This is a genomic window from Salinivibrio sp. IB574 (genome assembly GCF_001996205.1).
GTDB classification, from domain to species: Bacteria; Pseudomonadota; Gammaproteobacteria; order Enterobacterales; family Vibrionaceae; genus Salinivibrio; species Salinivibrio proteolyticus.
On record NZ_MUFN01000018.1, the window covers coordinates 49,563 to 66,328 of the forward strand.

Annotated in this window: 15 protein-coding genes and 3 pseudogenes; 13 read left to right on the forward strand and 5 right to left on the reverse strand. The window is 48.7% G+C overall.

Annotated features, from left to right (window positions below; all coding sequences use genetic code 11):
* Window positions 1-188: 188 nt before the first annotated feature.
* Window positions 189-872: a GntR family transcriptional regulator gene (locus BZJ17_RS10300; RefSeq protein WP_077640648.1), complete on the forward strand. Its 684-nt coding sequence runs from the start codon at window positions 189-191 to the stop codon at window positions 870-872.
* Here the strand turns inward: BZJ17_RS10300 and BZJ17_RS10305 are convergent.
* Entirely contained in the window at window positions 864-1,556 is a 693-nt protein-coding gene (locus BZJ17_RS10305) for an HAD-IA family hydrolase (protein WP_077640649.1), read from the reverse strand. The genes BZJ17_RS10300 and BZJ17_RS10305 overlap by 9 nt on opposite strands.
* Window positions 1,557-1,713: 157 nt before the next feature.
* Here BZJ17_RS10305 and BZJ17_RS10310 point away from each other — a divergent pair, with 157 nt between their 5' ends.
* On the forward strand, window positions 1,714-2,415 hold the full coding sequence (locus BZJ17_RS10310) for a fumarylacetoacetate hydrolase family protein (protein WP_077640650.1): 702 nt from the start codon (window positions 1,714-1,716) through the stop codon (window positions 2,413-2,415).
* Here BZJ17_RS10310 and BZJ17_RS10315 read toward each other — a convergent pair.
* From BZJ17_RS10315 to BZJ17_RS10330, 4 genes are all read right to left on the reverse strand, one after another.
* Window positions 2,367-2,933, reverse strand: a complete 567-nt coding sequence (locus BZJ17_RS10315; protein ID WP_241836788.1) for a DUF1415 domain-containing protein — start codon at window positions 2,931-2,933, stop codon at window positions 2,367-2,369. The genes BZJ17_RS10310 and BZJ17_RS10315 overlap by 49 nt on opposite strands.
* Window positions 2,934-2,979: 46 nt before the next feature.
* A complete protein-coding gene (locus tag BZJ17_RS10320; protein ID WP_077640652.1) occupies window positions 2,980-3,447 on the reverse strand; it encodes a CreA family protein in 468 nt (155 codons plus the stop codon).
* Between the two features lie 101 nt (window positions 3,448-3,548).
* Window positions 3,549-3,884 carry a hypothetical protein gene (locus BZJ17_RS10325; protein ID WP_077640653.1) on the reverse strand — a complete coding sequence of 112 codons (336 nt, stop codon included), beginning with the start codon at window positions 3,882-3,884 and terminating at the stop codon, window positions 3,549-3,551.
* 175 nt (window positions 3,885-4,059) lie between these two features.
* Window positions 4,060-4,737, reverse strand: a complete 678-nt coding sequence (locus BZJ17_RS10330) for a hypothetical protein (protein ID WP_077640654.1) — start codon at window positions 4,735-4,737, stop codon at window positions 4,060-4,062.
* Window positions 4,738-5,083: 346 nt separating this feature from the next.
* Between BZJ17_RS10330 and BZJ17_RS10335 the strand changes: the two genes are divergently transcribed.
* The 11 genes and pseudogenes from BZJ17_RS10335 to BZJ17_RS10380 all read left to right on the forward strand — a co-directional run bounded on the left by BZJ17_RS10335 (window position 5,084) and on the right by BZJ17_RS10380 (window position 16,760).
* On the forward strand, window positions 5,084-5,485 hold the full coding sequence (locus BZJ17_RS10335) for a GFA family protein (protein WP_077640655.1): 402 nt from the start codon (window positions 5,084-5,086) through the stop codon (window positions 5,483-5,485).
* Between the two features lie 11 nt (window positions 5,486-5,496).
* The gene (locus tag BZJ17_RS10340; protein ID WP_157893181.1) at window positions 5,497-6,009 is read left to right on the forward strand and encodes a GNAT family N-acetyltransferase; all 513 of its coding nucleotides are present in this window, start codon (window positions 5,497-5,499) and stop codon (window positions 6,007-6,009) included.
* A 308-nt stretch (window positions 6,010-6,317) separates the two neighbouring features.
* Complete coding sequence (locus BZJ17_RS10345) at window positions 6,318-8,078, forward strand: PAS domain S-box protein (protein WP_077640657.1); 1,761 nt, start codon at window positions 6,318-6,320, stop codon at window positions 8,076-8,078.
* Window positions 8,079-8,176: 98 nt separating this feature from the next.
* On the forward strand, window positions 8,177-8,434 hold the full coding sequence (locus BZJ17_RS10350; RefSeq protein ID WP_077640658.1) for a glutathione S-transferase N-terminal domain-containing protein: 258 nt from the start codon (window positions 8,177-8,179) through the stop codon (window positions 8,432-8,434).
* 75 nt (window positions 8,435-8,509) lie between these two features.
* Window positions 8,510-8,797 carry a hypothetical protein gene (locus tag BZJ17_RS17140; RefSeq protein ID WP_131825055.1) on the forward strand — a complete coding sequence of 96 codons (288 nt, stop codon included), beginning with the start codon at window positions 8,510-8,512 and terminating at the stop codon, window positions 8,795-8,797.
* Between the two features lie 302 nt (window positions 8,798-9,099).
* Window positions 9,100-9,195 (forward strand): annotated as a pseudogene (locus BZJ17_RS10355) (type VI secretion system tube protein Hcp); the annotation flags it as partial.
* 103 nt (window positions 9,196-9,298) lie between these two features.
* On the forward strand, window positions 9,299-9,817 hold the full coding sequence (hcp-2, locus tag BZJ17_RS10360; RefSeq protein WP_069590456.1) for a type VI secretion system effector Hcp-2: 519 nt from the start codon (window positions 9,299-9,301) through the stop codon (window positions 9,815-9,817).
* 123 nt (window positions 9,818-9,940) lie between these two features.
* Window positions 9,941-11,473 (forward strand): annotated as a pseudogene (tssI, locus tag BZJ17_RS10365) (type VI secretion system tip protein TssI/VgrG); the annotation flags it as partial.
* Window positions 11,376-12,422 (forward strand): annotated as a pseudogene (gene tssI, locus BZJ17_RS10370) (type VI secretion system tip protein TssI/VgrG); the annotation flags it as partial. The pseudogenes tssI (BZJ17_RS10365) and tssI (BZJ17_RS10370), both read left to right, overlap by 98 nt.
* Window positions 12,419-13,225: a DUF4123 domain-containing protein gene (locus BZJ17_RS10375; protein WP_077640660.1), complete on the forward strand. Its 807-nt coding sequence runs from the start codon at window positions 12,419-12,421 to the stop codon at window positions 13,223-13,225. The pseudogene tssI (BZJ17_RS10370) and the gene BZJ17_RS10375, both read left to right, overlap by 4 nt.
* A complete protein-coding gene (locus BZJ17_RS10380) occupies window positions 13,218-16,760 on the forward strand; it encodes a toxin VasX (RefSeq protein ID WP_077640661.1) in 3,543 nt (1,180 codons plus the stop codon). The genes BZJ17_RS10375 and BZJ17_RS10380 overlap by 8 nt, the downstream gene beginning before the upstream one ends.
* The last annotated feature ends 6 nt before the right edge of the window (window positions 16,761-16,766 follow it).

Consider the following 16,766-nt stretch of genomic DNA (forward strand, 5'->3'; position numbering starts at 1 on the left):
ATGGTCTAATCCATGATAAAGCCTGCTTAATCCGTTGGCACATCTTTTGTTCTTGTTTGCAATTCCGAGTAGACTGGCGATTCTATCTTAACCTATGTCTAGTTCTGGCACCTTGAGGTCAGGTTTTAATAGGCAAGTTGAGAAAGATCACATTAGAAACGCAAACCTTGGCTAGGCGTATTAATTCAATGATGCAGTTTATGGCGATTCGCCAGCAACTCTTAGAGCAGATCAACAGTGGCCAACTCGACCCCGGGCAAAAACTGCCTTCAGAGCGGCAGTTAGCGGAAGCCTTCCATACGACGCGCGTCACTTTGCGTGAAGCGCTCGCAGTTTTAGAAGCAGAAGGGCGTATCTACCGGCTTGACCGGCGAGGTTGGTTTATTGCGCCGAATCCTTGGCGGTATAACCCCAGTGACTTGATAGACTGGACGACTGATTTCGCCGCACAAGGCGGACAGTTTGCTATTCAAAAAGAAACGACAATGCTAGCCAGTGCAGAAATGAGCCAACAGATGCACTTGCCACCCTTTAGTGCGATCTATCAAGCAGAAGGCGTTGTCTCGTCAGTGGGCGTACCTGTGGGGTATGTTCGCACTTACTTACAACCTGACTATTACCCACAATATCAGCAGCAGACGATGAGTGAGAAATTGTCTGCCAATGTAACCATTCATCAATGTCACTGGACCAGCCGTTGGGAAGCCTTAGAGGGGTCACCGATGGCGGCACTCAATGTGGCGGTTGGTACACCCGCATTGAAATTGGAGCGGCATTGGTTGATTGAGCGCGCCGGTCAATTACAGGCCATTCGCGTCGACGAAGAGTGGTGGCGCCAACATGCGATTGCGCTAAGTAGCCATTCAAGGTGAGATCGCTACATACGCTTGGTAAAATAACTGTTTTAGCCCCTCAGCTGAGTATTCACGGTGCACCAATGGGTGGGCTGTGGTGAGCGCGTTTGGGTTGGCATTAAAGTGTATGGTGCGCATGTTGGCGTTAATACCCGCTTGAATGCCGCGATTGGTATCATCAATAAAGATACACTGTTGGGACGGGCATGCCATATTCATGGCAGCGTAATGAAGCAAGTCTGGCGCAGGTTTCCAGCTGTTGGTATCAAAGGCGCTGAAGAGTCGGTTTTCAAAATAAGGCATTAAGCCGGTCAGGGTTAAGGCGTGCGCCATCTTTTCGGTCGGACCATTGGAAGTGACACACATCTCGATGCCTTGGGAGGCCAGCGTTTTTAACACCTCTTCAATACCTGTAGTGGGTTGTAAAGATTGTTCAAACAGCTGGTGGCATAAGGTACGGTACCTTGGTTCTAATTGGTCGATAGGGAGTTGTACGGCGTAGCGCTCACAGGTTTGGCGCAACACGTCGGTGAGTTTGCCGCCCTCAAAATGATCCAAAGATTCTTGCAAATCGATCGCCACGCCGAAAGACGCAAATGTGGCGACTAAGGCTTGGTGAGAAAGCTTCTCTGAGTCAACCAAGGTGCCGTCGCAGTCAAAGATAACGCAGGCAATTGGTTCTTTTAAGGTAAAGTGCTCCATATTGGCTCCCTTCTGTGCCTTGCTTTATCGTTAGCGCTGAGTTGAAAATCAACAAGTCAACGACCTTTGAAATGCCAACTGTGTCTTGCAATCTGTATTAATTCGTTATCAAAATTGGTCAGGGATCGACTTTTAAACGACAAGGAACCACAAGGAGATGGACTATCAACACCAATGGATAAACGGGAATGTGATTACACTCCCAGTCGGACAGGTTTATTGTGTCGGGCGAAATTACGCGGCGCATGCGGCGGAACTCAATAATCCGCTTCCAGAACAACCGGTGATTTTTATCAAGCCGCCAAGCGCGATCCAACTGCTCGGTCACGCTCTGACGTTGGCAGAGAAGTTTGCGCCGGTGCATTTTGAAACCGAGCTGGCAGTTCTGATCACCCAGCCGTTGTATGAGGCAACACCGTCGGAGGTACAATCAGGTCTGGGAGCGATGGCGTTGGGACTGGATTTAACACGACGTGACCAACAAAGTTACCTAAAAGCAAAGGGGTTGCCTTGGGAGAGGGCAAAGGCATTTGCGGGCAGCGCGCTGATAACCCCCTTTGTGGCAACCCCAGAGAACTGGGACGATGTTTTCTTTTCACTGGCGATTAATGGCGAAATCCGACAGCAAGGCTATACGGCACACATGCTGACATCAGTGGTGCCACTTATTGCACATATGAGTGATACCTTCCCGCTACGTCCTGGGGATGTGGTATTTACTGGCACCCCTGAAGGGGTTGGTCCCCTTGCTAATGGGGACGAGTTAACCTTGCGTTTAGGGGAGTGCGATTTGGGTGAAACGCGCGTCGTTTATGCGTCTTCGTCAGTGGATAACCACGGAAACAACGCGGCTCGCTGAGAGGCAGTGAGTGCAGAGACACAGGCGATATTGCGCGCCGGAATCGCCTCTGGATCCTGACCGTAATGTGCAAGTGCTCGCGACATACTGTCTTCACGGATCAAGTGAAAGCACGGATAAGGCGCACGATTGGTGAGGTTCTCTGCATCATCAGGTTCACAACCATCAAAGCAATATTGCGGATGAAAGCTGGCGAGCTGGAAAGTCCCTCGCCAACCAAAATGGTCGATAAGATTCTCGGCCATCGACAGCACATCAAGATAATGTTCAAAATCATGGAGTGCGTTCGGGACGACGAGAACGGTCGTGTCTGTGATCGCCGGATCCGTCTGCGCCAAGTCGGTGAGTGCTTGGTATACGGCTTCAAGAATATCTGCATCGTCACACGCGGAGCAGATATCTATTTTGATTTGTTGATTTCGGCGCGGTTTGGCAGCAAAGGGACACAGGTTTAACCCGATAACCACTTCATCTAACCACGCCGCGATACGAGATTCTACCGTTTTCATCGCGAGCATCTTTAGTCTATTGGCCCGCTATGGTAGCCGCTTATTCAGTGAATTGTTAGCCTTTTTGAGGCGATAACTGATACGCCTTGGTTCCCCATAACGGGACGGTCGACAAGCTATGCTTAAAGCTGCCTGAGGTTTCTTTGGTGGAATAGGACAGGTACATCAAAGTTTGGTTTTTGGCATCGTAAATACGACGGATCTTCATAGACTTAAAGAAGATACTTTTTGATTTACGGAACACCACTTCACCAGAGTCGCTTTTATCAATTTGTGCGATCATCTCGGGCGTAATCTCACCGGTTTGTCGACAAGAGATCGCACTGTCGCTGGGATCAGCAAAGCTGAGGTCGGCTTCTACCGAGGCGACATGGCAGGTGACGCCGGTAACGATAGGATCAACCAAGTGATTGAGTTTGATATCTTTCATGGTGAACATGCCTAAACTCACATCGCCCACCTCGCTGTTATCACAGCCGGATAACATCACGCTAAATGCCATAAGGCAAAGTACTTTTTTCATAACTGTTTTGTGTTTTGCCTGAATAAATGTTGGCCAACAGTCTAACACAGTCTGGTTTCTGTGTGTTTTTACGCCAAATGAATAAGGTGAGAAATGATGAGTTACTCTCGGAACTGTGCGTCACCATCTTTACTGGATAGCGATTTGGGCTCAAAGGTGAGGAGCACATCTGCGGCGTCACAGTAGCTACCGGTTTCCGCAAAGGCCTCTCGTGCCGCAGCAATTTTGCGTTCAGCAATACGGCGGACTTTTTTGTCGTTGTCCTGATCGCTAAATGTCATCTGTTGATTGAACATTTCGCGACTAAAGGTGGTTTTACAAATAGACTCGTTTTTTTCGGTTACCACTTGGCCCGTTTTGGTGGTTATGTCGTCCTCGGGTTGGGCATACACATAAAATGATAATAACGCCAACAAGGCGAAAAACGACTTAGCCATATATGAATTCCTTAATCTATTCTCGGTAATAATAGCATCAAGCAATGGTGCCGACTATAGCTGGCAGAGCCGTCTAATTAGGTCGCCAGTTTAGTTATGTTTGAGGTAAACATAAAAAAGCGACCCGTTGGCCGCTTACATTTTGTGTCGCTTATTCCGCTTAGGTTTATTGCGGTTACAGCGAAAGGTCGTTCTCAGATACAGGGTGAGATAATTGCGTCTCGTCTATCGTTTGGGCGCGACGTGCTTCAAACCAATAGCCGAGTGCCGCGAGCCAAATCATGGCATACGCCATCAGCTCAGTGCTTTCTTCCGCAATGCTTTTCACATCACGCACGTAGTTGGCGCCCATCGCTTGCTCCCAAAGCACGCCCATGCCAAACAAACGCGAGTAAACGAGTAACAGCGCTAAGGCGACCATCAGTACGGGAGCGAATTTAGATGTGACGATCCTTGCCAGACTCTCAGCTGTTTCACGCCAGTTTTTGGCTGCTGGCCAGAGAGCCAGTGCCGTGACGGTGAGCGCTGGTATTTTCCAAAAACCGTGGAAAACTACATCTAATGTTGCATCAAGCTCACGGATCATTAGGACTAAGAAAAAGGCACTCATTAGCGACGCAGCCGAGCTATACGTGCGATTCACATACGCGACACGTCGAAAAGTAAATACGGACGCGGCCAATAAAATAAGCTGGGAAAGCTCAATCAATGACGCCTCAGAGGCAACGTTATGGGCCGCGACGCTGTAATGAATAATGCCAGCGATAGCCGCAAAATAAAGCGCAATGGCTAGGAATTGCCCGGCACCATGAAACACGGTCCGAACGGGGGATGAAACCTGTGCCAATTTCATATCAACCTCAGATGCTCGAATACAAATAGTCCGTCCGATGGGGAAACGCTAGCGGCACAACTGTGACGTTAGTCTCATTAATATGTCCGTCGCGACGGATATTACGGCGGGATTCATAAAATCGCAATAATTATGTGAGCAAAGTCACCTTTTGTTCAGGGTGGAGACAGGTGATGAGCGCTATTTACAGTGTAAATAGTGTTATGTTGCCAATGAACACTCGCGAGCAGAGAGTAAGGAGGACATTAAATAATTGTTTTATATCAGCATTATCAGGAATAACGTTCGCTTTGCCTCCAGTGTTTTTATACACTGGCTTTAAATTCGTTGGACAAGGATAAAGTTGATGACAACACTCAAAGCGAGCTGCCTGTGCGGAAAAATACACCTCTCATTTCCGGATGAATTTCTTTATATGGGGAATTGCCATTGCTCTGAGTGCCGCAAATTTACTGGCGCTGATTACTCATCCGTGGGTGGCATTGAAAAGAGTAAAGTGGCGATTGTGTCGGGCGCGTCAGATATCCGCTATTACCCCAAAAGTGACGAAACCGAACTTGCCTTTTGCGCGCACTGTGGGGCGAGTTTGTTTTCACATAAAGTGAAGAAAGGGCTGCTCAATATTCGGCTTGGCATCCTCGATACGGCACCGCGCCACGCCCCGGATTTTCACATTCATACTGCATCCAAAGCGCCTTGGCACTCGCCCAATGAAGCGTTGAAACAATTCGAACATGGACCTGACTGATGGGAGAGACTATGCAACTGTTAGTGCGTCCACTGACGAGCCACGATCGAGAGGCGTTACTCGCGTTTGAGCAGACTAATCGAACCTATTTTGAAACCTTCGTTGATAGTCGCGGAGACGCTTTTTATAACCTCGATGGCGTTGCTGAGCATATTGAGTCACTGCTTATGCTTAACGCGCAAAACGAACACATTCCCATGCTGATTACTGATACGAGCCAAGCCATTATTGGTCGCGTTAATATTAGCCAAATTGATGCGGTATCAGGGACAGGATCGTTAGGCTATCGCATTGCTGAGGAGCAAACGGGTAAAGGCGTGGCCTCTCGCGCGGTCAAATATGCGTTAGATGTTGCACGTGAGTATGGGCTAAATACACTGCATGCTCTGGCTGCGACCACCAATATTGCTTCTCAAACCGTACTAACACGCAATGGCTTTATTGAATGTGGCACGGTATCGAATATCGCCCGTGTCGCTGGGCACAATATCGATGGTGTCTGTTACCAAAAGGCGCTGGATTGATTTTAACCGTTATGGAGGGTGATGGATAAAATAGCACTTTGTCTATCTTTATACTCACCCTCTTAATCGTTCAAATAAAAAACCACGTAGTCGTAGCCGCTAGATATACGTAGCTCTCGCCAAACCATCATTGTTTAATGCATTAAAACCTTTAAGGTTTTATGCAAAGACTCGTCGTTGTGTCACTTCTCTTGTATTAAAAAATAAGATTTTCAGTTTCTCAGTTGCACTTATTTTGAACGATTCTCCTACTGGGCTCGTTAGATCCTAAGCAATAAGTTGAATGTTGAGATGTAGTGGGGGCGAGTATGTTGAAGTCTAAATGGATAAAGGGAAACAACGAGGGGGCGCTACGGCAAGTTCTTGATCAAGCCATTGATGCGATTGTGACGATTGATCACCACAATAACATCACCTACTACAATCCCGCCGCTGAGCGTTTGTGGGGATATCGACCCGATGAGGTCCTTGGTAAAAACGTGAAAATGCTGGTGCCGAGAATGTATCAGGCGAATCACGACAGCTACGTGAATAACAACCGAAATACCGGCGAGGACAAGATTGTTGGCACATCGCGCGATGTTCAGGTTGAACGTAAAGATGGCAGTATTGCATGGTGTAACCTTTCGTTATCGAAAGTCCAAGTTGGCAAGCACATCCACTACACCGCGTTTGTAAAAGACATCAGCAAACAGAAAGAGTCGCAAGAAATCATTAATCAAACCCTCGAACAGTGTATTGATGCAGTGGTCACGATTAACAGCAAGAATGAAGTGATCTTTTTCAATAAAGCGGCTGAAGCATTGTGGGGATATGAGCGAGACGATGTGTTAGGCAAAAATGTGAAAATGCTGGTGCCTGCTGAGATCCAATCTAGACACGACCAATTTGTGAACGCGAATAGGGAAACCGGGCAAGATAAAATCGTGGGAACATCACGTGACATTCAACTGCATACTTTCGACGGTCACACCATTTGGGCAAATTTATCTCTATCTCGGGTCAAACTCGACAGCGGTGATATTCTCTACACCGCGTTTGTGAAAGACATCGACGCGCAGAAAAAGCAGCAAGAAGAATTTAAGGTACTGTCACTGGTGGCTAACGGGACGGATAACTCAGTGATTATCACCGACCCCAATGGCTTGGTTGAGTATGTGAACCCTGGGTTTACCAACATGACGGGCTATACCTTGGAAGACATGGTTGGCAAAAAGCCGGGGCATGTATTGCAAGGCAAGAACACAAGCCCAGAAACCGTGGCGCGTATTCGGCATAATCTTGATAATAACCAGCCTTTTTACGAAGAAATACTCAACTATACCAAAGCGGGAGAACCTTACTGGATCTCGTTATCGATTAACCCAATTTTTGGTCATGATGGTCAAGTCGAGCGGTATATCTCGGTGCAGGCGAATGTCAATGCGACCAAATCTGAAGCGGTGGAGAATGATGCTCGTCTAAAAGCGATTTCCGAAAGTAACATCGTGATTGAATGTGACTCGCAAGGACACTTTGAGTTGATCAATAGTCATGGCTTAAATGCCCTTGGGGAAAAGAGTCTGGACGCATGCCAACGCCGTTACCGCGACTTAAAAGGGTTAGTCGGTGATTACGATCTAAAACGTCTCCAATCTGGCCAAGTCATTCAGCAGCATTTTACCTGTGAACATGAGCACAAGCGTGTGACGGTGGAAGCTGTAATGTCACCTGTGTTAGATGACGAAGGAAAGCTTTCCAAAACTATCGTTTATGGCTCTGATGTGAGTGAACGGAACGCGGTGATCAGCGACACGCATGGATCGATGGTGCAAATTCTAGATAGCATTGGCACCATTACAGGGACGATTAACGGTATTTCTGACCAAACCAATTTACTTGCCCTTAATGCGGCGATCGAATCTGCTCGAGCTGGGGATGCGGGCCGAGGATTTGCTGTAGTAGCGGATGAGGTGCGTGCGCTGGCACAAAAAACCACCGCATCGGCGTCAGAAATCAGTGGCCTCATTGATGAAACCCGTACACTCGTCGAGCGGTTGTCGCAATTTAGTGCCAACAAAGCGAGTTGATGACTAGCATCAATACCGTCTTCAATGCCATCATTAGGGATAAACAATGACAGTAAACAGCGGCACACCCATGGCCGCTTTTTCAAAAAGGAAACATGATGGCTGATTTGAACGCACTAAGCTTGTATCACAAAGAGCACTGCCCATTTTGTCATAAAGTTCGTGCGGTGATGGCGGAGTTAAAGCTCGATATCCCGCTGGTGGATATGAATGCGAATGCACAAGAGTGGCAGCGCCTGCAAACCGAAGGTGGCAAAGGCATGGTACCTTGTCTGCGTATCGACCAAGGCGGTGAGACGCACTGGATGTATGAGTCAGACGATATCATTGAGTACTTGCGCGACAACTTCGCGTAAGTTGCTGGCTTGATACTGAAAGGGACGTCGCTTGTGTGATGTCCCCTTCATTCGTTGTGCAATCACGCGATGCCAATGCCTCCACCTTCTTCAACCCCCTGTGTGATTTGTCAGCACCAACGCCCGCTGACCTTCCATCACCTGATCCCGAAAACCTGCCATAACAATAAGTGGTTTACCAAACGCTTTTCCCGCGCCTACATGCGCGAGCATGGTATCTGGGTATGCCGACGTTGCCACGCCTTTATCCATCGTCAATTCAGTGAAAAGCAGTTAGGCCGCTCCTACCACACGCTTGATCTGTTGCTCGCAGAACCTGTCATCCAAGATTATGTGACTTGGGCTCGAAAACAGCGATCTTGATGATTTCCTGACAATCTCCTCTAGTCGTTTGTCGACAATATAGTGTTTCTCGACAATACAACCTGGCTTCAAAAATGCCGATTTAGATATGACAACCATGTTGACTCATCGTTAATCTGACCGTAAAGCAACTTCTTGCCTCGCCGAGCAAAAACTTGCTTGTGGCGTGCAAAAAATTGGTCAATGGGAGAGTAACGTGCTGAATTATAGGGTTAAAAAAGCTGGCATGCATTTCGCTATATGGGATGGCGAACAGAGGCGCCGACTGGACAGCCTCTTCCATTAATGAGAAAGGAGCGATTATGCCAACGCCATGTTATATCTCGATTGAAGGTGAAACTCAGGGTTTGATTACTGCCGGTGCCTGCACCGCGGATTCTATCGGNGAGAGTAACGTGCTGAATTATAGGGTTAAAAAAGCTGGCATGCATTTCGCTATATGGGATGGCGAACAGAGGCGCCGACTGGACAGCCTCTTCCATTAATGAGAAAGGAGCGATTATGCCAACGCCATGTTATATCTCGATTGAAGGTGAAACTCAGGGTTTGATTACTGCCGGTGCCTGCACCGCGGATTCTATCGGTGATGCTTTTGTTGAAGGCCACGAAGACGAGATGCTGGTACAACAGTTTGACCACAATGTGACGGTACCGACTGACCCTCAGTCAGGTCAGCCATCAGGCCAGCGAGTGCACAAGCCGTTTAAATTCACCGTTGCACTCAACAAAGCGGTGCCGTTGCTTTATAACGCACTGGCGTCAGGTGAGAAGATGTCAACGGTTGAGCTGAAGTGGTACCGCACGTCGATTGAAGGTAAACAAGAAAACTTCTTTACCACCAAGCTGGAAAGCGCCTCGATTGTGGACATTCACTGCGAGATGCCTCATTGCCAAGACCCGGCGAAGTCAGACTTTACGCAGAACCTGACGGTGTCGATGTCTTACCGCAAAATCACGTGGGACCACGTCAACGCAGGCACCTCAGGCTCAGACGACTGGCGCAAGCCAATCGAAGCCTAATCTTTCATGGCGACATGAAGACACAAACAGCCTGCCTTTACGGGCGGGCTGTGGTGCGTTGAGCCAGACGGCAGGGTCTGGCTGAACGTATCAGGGTAAACAAGCAGGGCGAAGGATACACAGATGGCGACATTGCAAATAGCGTTAACCGTGGCGGGGCTGGACCCGCAACCGTTCGTGGTGGTGGACTACCAAGGGGACGAGTGCCTCTCTCACCAAGCTGGCCTAAATGGCAACCCGGTGTATGGGTTCCAGTATGAGGTGGCCTTGGCAAGCCGCCATACCGACATCACGCCAGAGCAAGTGGTCGACAAACCGGTGCAGCTGACATTGTGGCGCAATGGTGAGCTGGTCAAACGGGTGCAGGGTATTGCCAGTGCCTTTAGCCAAGGTGACATTGGTCATCACTTTACCCGCTACCGCTTAACCTTGGTGCCCGCCCTGTATCGTCTGTCGCTTCGCCAAAACAGTCGTACCTTCCAGCACCAAACCGTGCCGACTATTCTAGAAACCCTGCTCACGGAAATGGGGGTAACGGAGGTTAGCTTCTCGCTAACCCGTGACTATGCCGAGCGCGAATACTGTGTGCAGTACCGTGAAAGTGACTTGGCGTTCTTCCACCGCTTAGCTGCAGAAGAAGGCTTGGTGTATCACCATGAGCACGATGCCAACACCCATACCCTGATAGTGACTGATGCGCCCGATAGCTTGCCCCAGCTTGACAGTCCTGTGCCCTATAATGCTGTCAGCGGCGGTCGTACCGATACCCCGTATATCTATGGCCTGACACGCCACACCGCGGCACGGCCTAGTCACACGGCCTTAAAGGACTACAGCTTTAAAAAGCCAAGCTACAGCTTCCAACAAGCGGCGCAAGCCGATGGCATTGATTACCAGCGTACCGACAGCTACGAGCATTTTGACTTCCCGGGCCGCTTTAAAGACGACGCCACCGGACAGGCGTTTAACCAAACCCGCCTCGAGTACTTACGCCGTGGGGCCGAGCACGCTAACGGGCAAAGCAATGAACCCGCATTAAGGGCTGGCTATCGCGTTACCATCAGCGACCATCTGGATGAGGGCGTGAACCAAGCGTGGCAAGTAGTCCGCGTGCATCACCAAGGCAGCCAACCACAAGCACTGGAAGAAGAGGGCGGCCAAGGCGCCACCACCTACAACAACCAATTTATGCTTATTCCTGCCACCACCCCGTGGCGCGCGACGCCCACGCCCAAACCGCAAGTGGATGGCCCCATGATAGGCACCGTGGTGGGACCGGATGGCGAAGAAATCTTCTGTGATGAACACGGTCGGGTGAAAGTCCACTTCCCGTGGGACCGTTATTCCAACGGCGATGACAAAAGCAGCTGCTGGATTCGTGTTGCTCAAGGCTGGGCAGGTAGCCAATATGGCATGATGGCCATTCCCCGCATTGGCCATGAAGTGATTGTGTCCTTCTTACACGGTGACCCGGACCAACCGATTATCACCGGCCGCACCTATCATGCGACCAATGTGCCGCCTTATACCTTGCCCGCGAACAAAACCAAGACGGTTTGGCGCAGCGAGAGTCACCAAGGCGAGGGCTACAACGAGCTCACGTTCGACGACCAATCGGGCAGTGAGCAAGTGTATTTACACGCGCAACACGACTGGCCTACCGAGGCAGANCTGCTGGATTCGTGTTGCTCAAGGCTGGGCAGGTAGCCAATATGGCATGATGGCCATTCCCCGCATTGGCCATGAAGTGATTGTGTCCTTCTTACACGGTGACCCGGACCAACCGATTATCACCGGCCGCACCTATCATGCGACCAATGTGCCGCCTTATACCTTGCCCGCGAACAAAACCAAGACGGTTTGGCGCAGCGAGAGTCAYCAAGGCGAGGGCTACAACGAGCTCACGTTCGAAGACCAATCGGGCAGTGAGCAAGTGTATTTACACGCGCAAAAAGACTGGCATACCGAGGTAGAAAACGACCGCGTGACCGAGATTGGTCATGACAACCACCATCAGGTACACAATGACCAATTTCATCGTGTGATGGGCAATGCGCATCATTCCGTGGAGGGAGAGAGTCGCACCCGTATTGGTGGTAACCACTCCAATCTCGTCAAAGCCAGTGAGCATTATAAAGTCGGTAAGGTTCATGCGGTGGAAGCCGGGAGTGACATTCACCTAAAAACGGGCGCCAAACTGGTGATTGAAGCCGGTTCAGAAGTTACCTTAAGTGCCGGCGGTAGCTTTGTGAAAGTGGATGCGGCTGGCGTGCATGCTTCTGGTGCCGCGGTGAACTTAAACTCAGGCGGCAGCGCGGGCAGTGGCCCAGGCTTTAATGGCCAAATGGCCAAGCGTCCAAAAACCATCGACGCCTTAGCCGATCCCGAAGCCGCGCCACTCCCCGATATCCAAGCGGTTGATGTAATGACCACATCAGAAACACAGCAAGGGGCACCGACGCTTATCGCTGTTCCAGCGACGGCGAGTCTTGTGCAACAAGTTATTGCCGACGTTAAATCTGAAACACCAATTACGCAAGCGTGCCTCAAACAACCTGACGGTAGTTGCCCGCTATCAGACTGCCCCTGTGGGAACAACGTATGAGCTTACATCTAGCATCCACACATGGTGATGAGCCGATAAACTGGTATGCGTTAGTGAGTGACTATGACGGCATGCATCAAGAGGTTTATGGACTTATTGCTGGTCACAATATTGAACCACTTTATTTATCGACGCCGCTATCAGTGATGATAGAGCGTAGTCCACTTGTTATTCCTTTGAGAGCGAATGACCCCATTGTCGATAAGCTATCCAAAGATAGGACTTTATACTTTTCTGCTCCAAACACGGTAGGGTTCGACGCTGTTCTCGCGCAGTTAAGAAATCGCCTTCAAGTGCAGTTTTCAGCAGCGCGAAAAGGCTTTTTACATTACTACGTACCGACAGTAGCAAGCTATTTTTTGTTGCTTGCTGAACCAAGTGATACCGCTGATTGGCTCGGTGTTCTCTCTGGGGCTTATGTGTACCAGAAGATACACAGTCGACAACCTGAGTGGGTGCATATCCTCGGAGCAAATACCGTAGAAGCATCGTCGTCATTGTGGCAGCTGACGGATTCACAGAAAGATGCATTGAACGAAAAGCACACAGAGCAAGAAATACAGCAATGGGCTGAAACGCAAGGCATTGACGTGTTTGAATGGCCCAAACAAAAAGCAGTTAGCCACTTTTGTGCAAAGCATCAAATAGAGAGCCAAGCGTTAATCAATAAGGTTCACTCTCTCCTACATGAAAATGCGATCAGTTTGGACGAAGCATCGTTAACAATCGCACCAGGACAGACTGAAACGAGCATTGTGGAACAATTAGAGAAATGGGTGTCTAGGGAGTATTTAAATGTCTGATAAGTTTTCTTCAGCGCCTGCATGCGATGGCAAAAAGCTTCTTATTGAAGTGACAGGAATACAACATGGAGCAGAGCAGGATTTTGAATTTTATGATCTAACAGACATGACGCAGCAACCTTCTCTTGAAGCCAAGAAGAAGATAGACCCCGAACTCGATGACACCACAATATACAGCTGGGACTGGAGCGACGAGAAAGAAAATCGTAACGTCTGGTTGAAAGTGGATGCCGACGATGGACCCATTAAGCTACCGCTATTTGAAAATGTAACAGTGACCGAGAGAAAGCAAGACGAGCAAGATTACTTGGTTCACTCAGTGCTTCCGCTCACTCTTTTGCCGTCATATCAGGAATCCGTGACCAATGCGGACCGTGTGGCACCTGTTCGCGCGGGGTATTTATATGTTTTTTATAACCACAAAGCATGGCGAGAGATCCACATTACACCTGAAGACGGGGAAATGTGCTTAAAAGACGTTCATCTCTATCGTTATCGAGAGGGGCGAGATCAACCCTTTAAAGATGAAGAACGTGTGGCGACAGGAATGCCCTTAGGTGAGATTTGGATCCCCGCCAAAGCAAAAAACGAGCAATCCGTTGTTCATATTGCATTTTCTGAAGTGCAATGGAGTGCGCCCCGTCTGAACTATCTTGAGGCACACCCAGAGCAGTTAATGCAACGTGCTAAACCGCTAGACAGTCTTAATGCGGTTGATGGGTCAGACATACTGAAAGTCACAGCGTTACCTGCTATGCGAGTGAGGGCGCCTGAATTAGAGTTCTTCCTTGCCGAGCCGATGCAGCTGAATCGCGACCTATCCGGCGCTTGGGTTAATCAAACCTATCAAACGGTGAAGGGAGAGCTTGAATCCATGAGGGAAGATGGCGAGTCCGCGCCGAATATGCTTCGGTATTATGATCATCAACCTCACCGCTACGAGTATGGGCTCAGACATTCTGCACTGATGGACATTCTTTCTCCCGACTCTGGAGAGGGCGAAATGTGGGAGGCGGAATCGACAGACGACTATCTTGCTCAAGCCAAGCAACGTCACTTAAGAGCCATCGTGCTGGATGATCCGCTTTTTGATCTTAGACACCATACTTACCTCGTGCGAAGTGGTGTGGCTTACATGCAACAAATTTACGTTGATATGAGCCAACAACCTCATTACCGCTCTGCGGAGTTAGTGCAAAAGTTAGTTGTTCCTCCCAAGTTTGGCAAAAATGAAAATCCGTCACATGCTGCGTACGATGAGATGGATACTTTCTTAGGGGGACGTTTTCATCGAACACTGCGCACCGTAGAGCGTCAAATATGCTGCACCGATATAGAAAATTTGCAAGGTTACGTACAAAGTATTATTGAGGAACCGCGGCTGGCTGTGGTGATCCGAGATATCAGCTCACTCAACGATATCAATGCAGCGGCAGCCCAAAAGCTGATAGGGGAAGCGGTATCTGCGCTTTGCGTGAATACGAAAAAACTTGACCAACTCTCTCACTATGAAGATCGGGGGATGTCTCCCTATTTAGATACAGCAAAGAATATTCTACTGCCCAGTGGCGGCTCAGCTTTGCACCCGATACTTTTCCCTGCAGAACAAAGTGTTAGCTTGGACGAGTTGTTGGAAGAGCCGCCAGAGCCAGTTAATCTAGGCGATGGGTTGGCAACGCCTGAGTTACTCGCATTGTGGTTTAAAAAGGGTCCAGATATTCAAGATGAAGACTTGCGCATCTTCGATCTTGCCTTAGTGTCGTCCGCTAACAACAACGAAGAGGGTGCCTTTGCTTCCGCGCGACAGGTTGCGAATACTCTAAATACTATTCTAGGAGGTTATTACGAAACCTTGTTGGAATTGAGCAAAGATTTGGCTGATGAAGCAAAGGTCATTGAGTTTAACAGCGCCTATGCACCTGTTTTGCGGTTAATGAAATCAGCAAACAGTGAAATGTTGGGGGACATTACCTATCAACCCGTCGGTGGAAAGGCGTTTAAAGGGACTGTCGTTGGCGTAGCAGGGCATGGCCTGACTTGGGGCCTAAGTGATATTGATCGGGAATACATTAAAACAAAGCAAAAAAAAGCACCCATGGCACGTATGTATGAGAATGCGTCAGGGAAGTTGGTGGCCTCAACCGGTAAAAATGCGTTTAGGCCGAGTGATATCCCCGACGTTGATCGTGCACTAGTTGGGCCGAAGTTACCACTTAAGGTGGTTGTGGTTGCAGAAGACAGCCATGTGTCAGAAGCCTTTAATCAAGCCAACACCCGCCGAGCGTTAAACAATGTCAACCAGACGGCTAGCAATGCCTACGAGGGATTACGTGTTCCTTATTTTATTGCGATTATTGAGCTTATCAACCTGATGGTTAATGCTCAACATTTTAGTAATTTAGCGAAAAGGAAGGACGTGGGTTACTCTAGGGCGCAAGTGCTCAGCGTCCTAGCAGACTTAGGGATTGCCACAGTACATGCCTCAAATTTTTACACACAAAATGCCTCTCGCCTTGCGACTGTATCAAAGGCCACGGCGTTTACTCTTTATGACGATCTAGCACGTACGATAACCTTCGATGGGGGAAGATCTCATCTGGTGGCAAGAGTCAGTGTTTTGGGCGCTGCCAGCCTTGCCGCAGGCTTTTTAACCGCGGCGATTGCTGGTTGGGATGCGATTCGTCTATGGCAAAGCAATGATATTGATGCCAGTATTGCCAAGGGAATGGTGGCAACAGGAGCCTTGGTTACCACAGTTGCGACAGGGTTATTTACTACCAGCGCACCAATACTATTTGGTATGGGCCCAGTGGCTTGGCTAGGTATAGGCCTGTCAGTAGCAGGCTTAGTACTCTATTCATTTTGGAAAAATAGCCCGTTAGAAGACTGGATGACGAATGGCCCCTTTGCTAAAGAGCCTAATGAAGACTATCAGCACCTGTTAGATCCTAAGTCGGCGTATGAACATTTGGTAGGCCTTTTTTTAACGATATCTGTAAAAGGTTATCATCTCGAGAGTCAAACGGCTTTTTCTGAGCAACTGAAACGCCGTGTGCAAGCTCTTGGCGCAACACATATTATTCACGTGAATACGAACCTAGCCTCATTGCTAAACCCCACTAGCCTTGATATCGACTTTTATGCACGTCAGGCAATTGAAAGAAAAACGGTGACGATTAGTCGCGTAGGTAGGCAAGAAGAGAGAGAGATCACCAACATAAATTCGGCTAATTTAACACTATTAAAACAAGAAAAAACTGACGAAGGCTATGCGTTCTTTATTAAGTACGAACAACACGTGCCTAAAACAAATATGGAATCTCGTTTGCTTTCTGGGCGAGTTTATGAACATCACTACTCGCCAGCGTTAATTACAAGGGCTCAACTTAAAGTCGAAGAGGCTACTTTTCCAATACTGACGATGGAGCAACTTGAAGAGGGAAAAGTTAGAACCCCTGTTCCTAGCTTTAATCTAGATGATGATAGCGATCTGGGCTGGACGAAAGACACATTAATAATAAGCTTGCGTGGCTAATGCTTG

What these genes read in the sequence shown, in the direction of transcription:
- BZJ17_RS10300 (WP_077640648.1), top strand. Translation starts at nt 189, where the DNA reads ATGATGCAGTTTATGGCGATTCGCCAGCAACTCTTAGAGCAGATCAAC.
- BZJ17_RS10320 (WP_077640652.1), bottom strand. Translation starts at nt 3,447, where the DNA reads ATGAAAAAAGTACTTTGCCTTATGGCATTTAGCGTGATGTTATCCGGC.
- BZJ17_RS10310 (WP_077640650.1), top strand. Translation starts at nt 1,714, where the DNA reads ATGGACTATCAACACCAATGGATAAACGGGAATGTGATTACACTCCCA.
- BZJ17_RS10305 (WP_077640649.1), bottom strand. Translation starts at nt 1,556, where the DNA reads ATGGAGCACTTTACCTTAAAAGAACCAATTGCCTGCGTTATCTTTGAC.
- BZJ17_RS10335 (WP_077640655.1), top strand. Translation starts at nt 5,084, where the DNA reads ATGACAACACTCAAAGCGAGCTGCCTGTGCGGAAAAATACACCTCTCA.
- BZJ17_RS17140 (WP_131825055.1), top strand. Translation starts at nt 8,510, where the DNA reads ATGCCTCCACCTTCTTCAACCCCCTGTGTGATTTGTCAGCACCAACGC.
- BZJ17_RS10340 (WP_157893181.1), top strand. Translation starts at nt 5,497, where the DNA reads ATGCAACTGTTAGTGCGTCCACTGACGAGCCACGATCGAGAGGCGTTA.
- BZJ17_RS10375 (WP_077640660.1), top strand. Translation starts at nt 12,419, where the DNA reads ATGAGCTTACATCTAGCATCCACACATGGTGATGAGCCGATAAACTGG.
- hcp-2 (WP_069590456.1), top strand. Translation starts at nt 9,299, where the DNA reads ATGCCAACGCCATGTTATATCTCGATTGAAGGTGAAACTCAGGGTTTG.
- BZJ17_RS10350 (WP_077640658.1), top strand. Translation starts at nt 8,177, where the DNA reads ATGGCTGATTTGAACGCACTAAGCTTGTATCACAAAGAGCACTGCCCA.
- BZJ17_RS10325 (WP_077640653.1), bottom strand. Translation starts at nt 3,884, where the DNA reads ATGGCTAAGTCGTTTTTCGCCTTGTTGGCGTTATTATCATTTTATGTG.
- BZJ17_RS10345 (WP_077640657.1), top strand. Translation starts at nt 6,318, where the DNA reads ATGTTGAAGTCTAAATGGATAAAGGGAAACAACGAGGGGGCGCTACGG.
- BZJ17_RS10380 (WP_077640661.1), top strand. Translation starts at nt 13,218, where the DNA reads ATGTCTGATAAGTTTTCTTCAGCGCCTGCATGCGATGGCAAAAAGCTT.
- BZJ17_RS10330 (WP_077640654.1), bottom strand. Translation starts at nt 4,737, where the DNA reads ATGAAATTGGCACAGGTTTCATCCCCCGTTCGGACCGTGTTTCATGGT.
- BZJ17_RS10315 (WP_241836788.1), bottom strand. Translation starts at nt 2,933, where the DNA reads ATGCTCGCGATGAAAACGGTAGAATCTCGTATCGCGGCGTGGTTAGAT.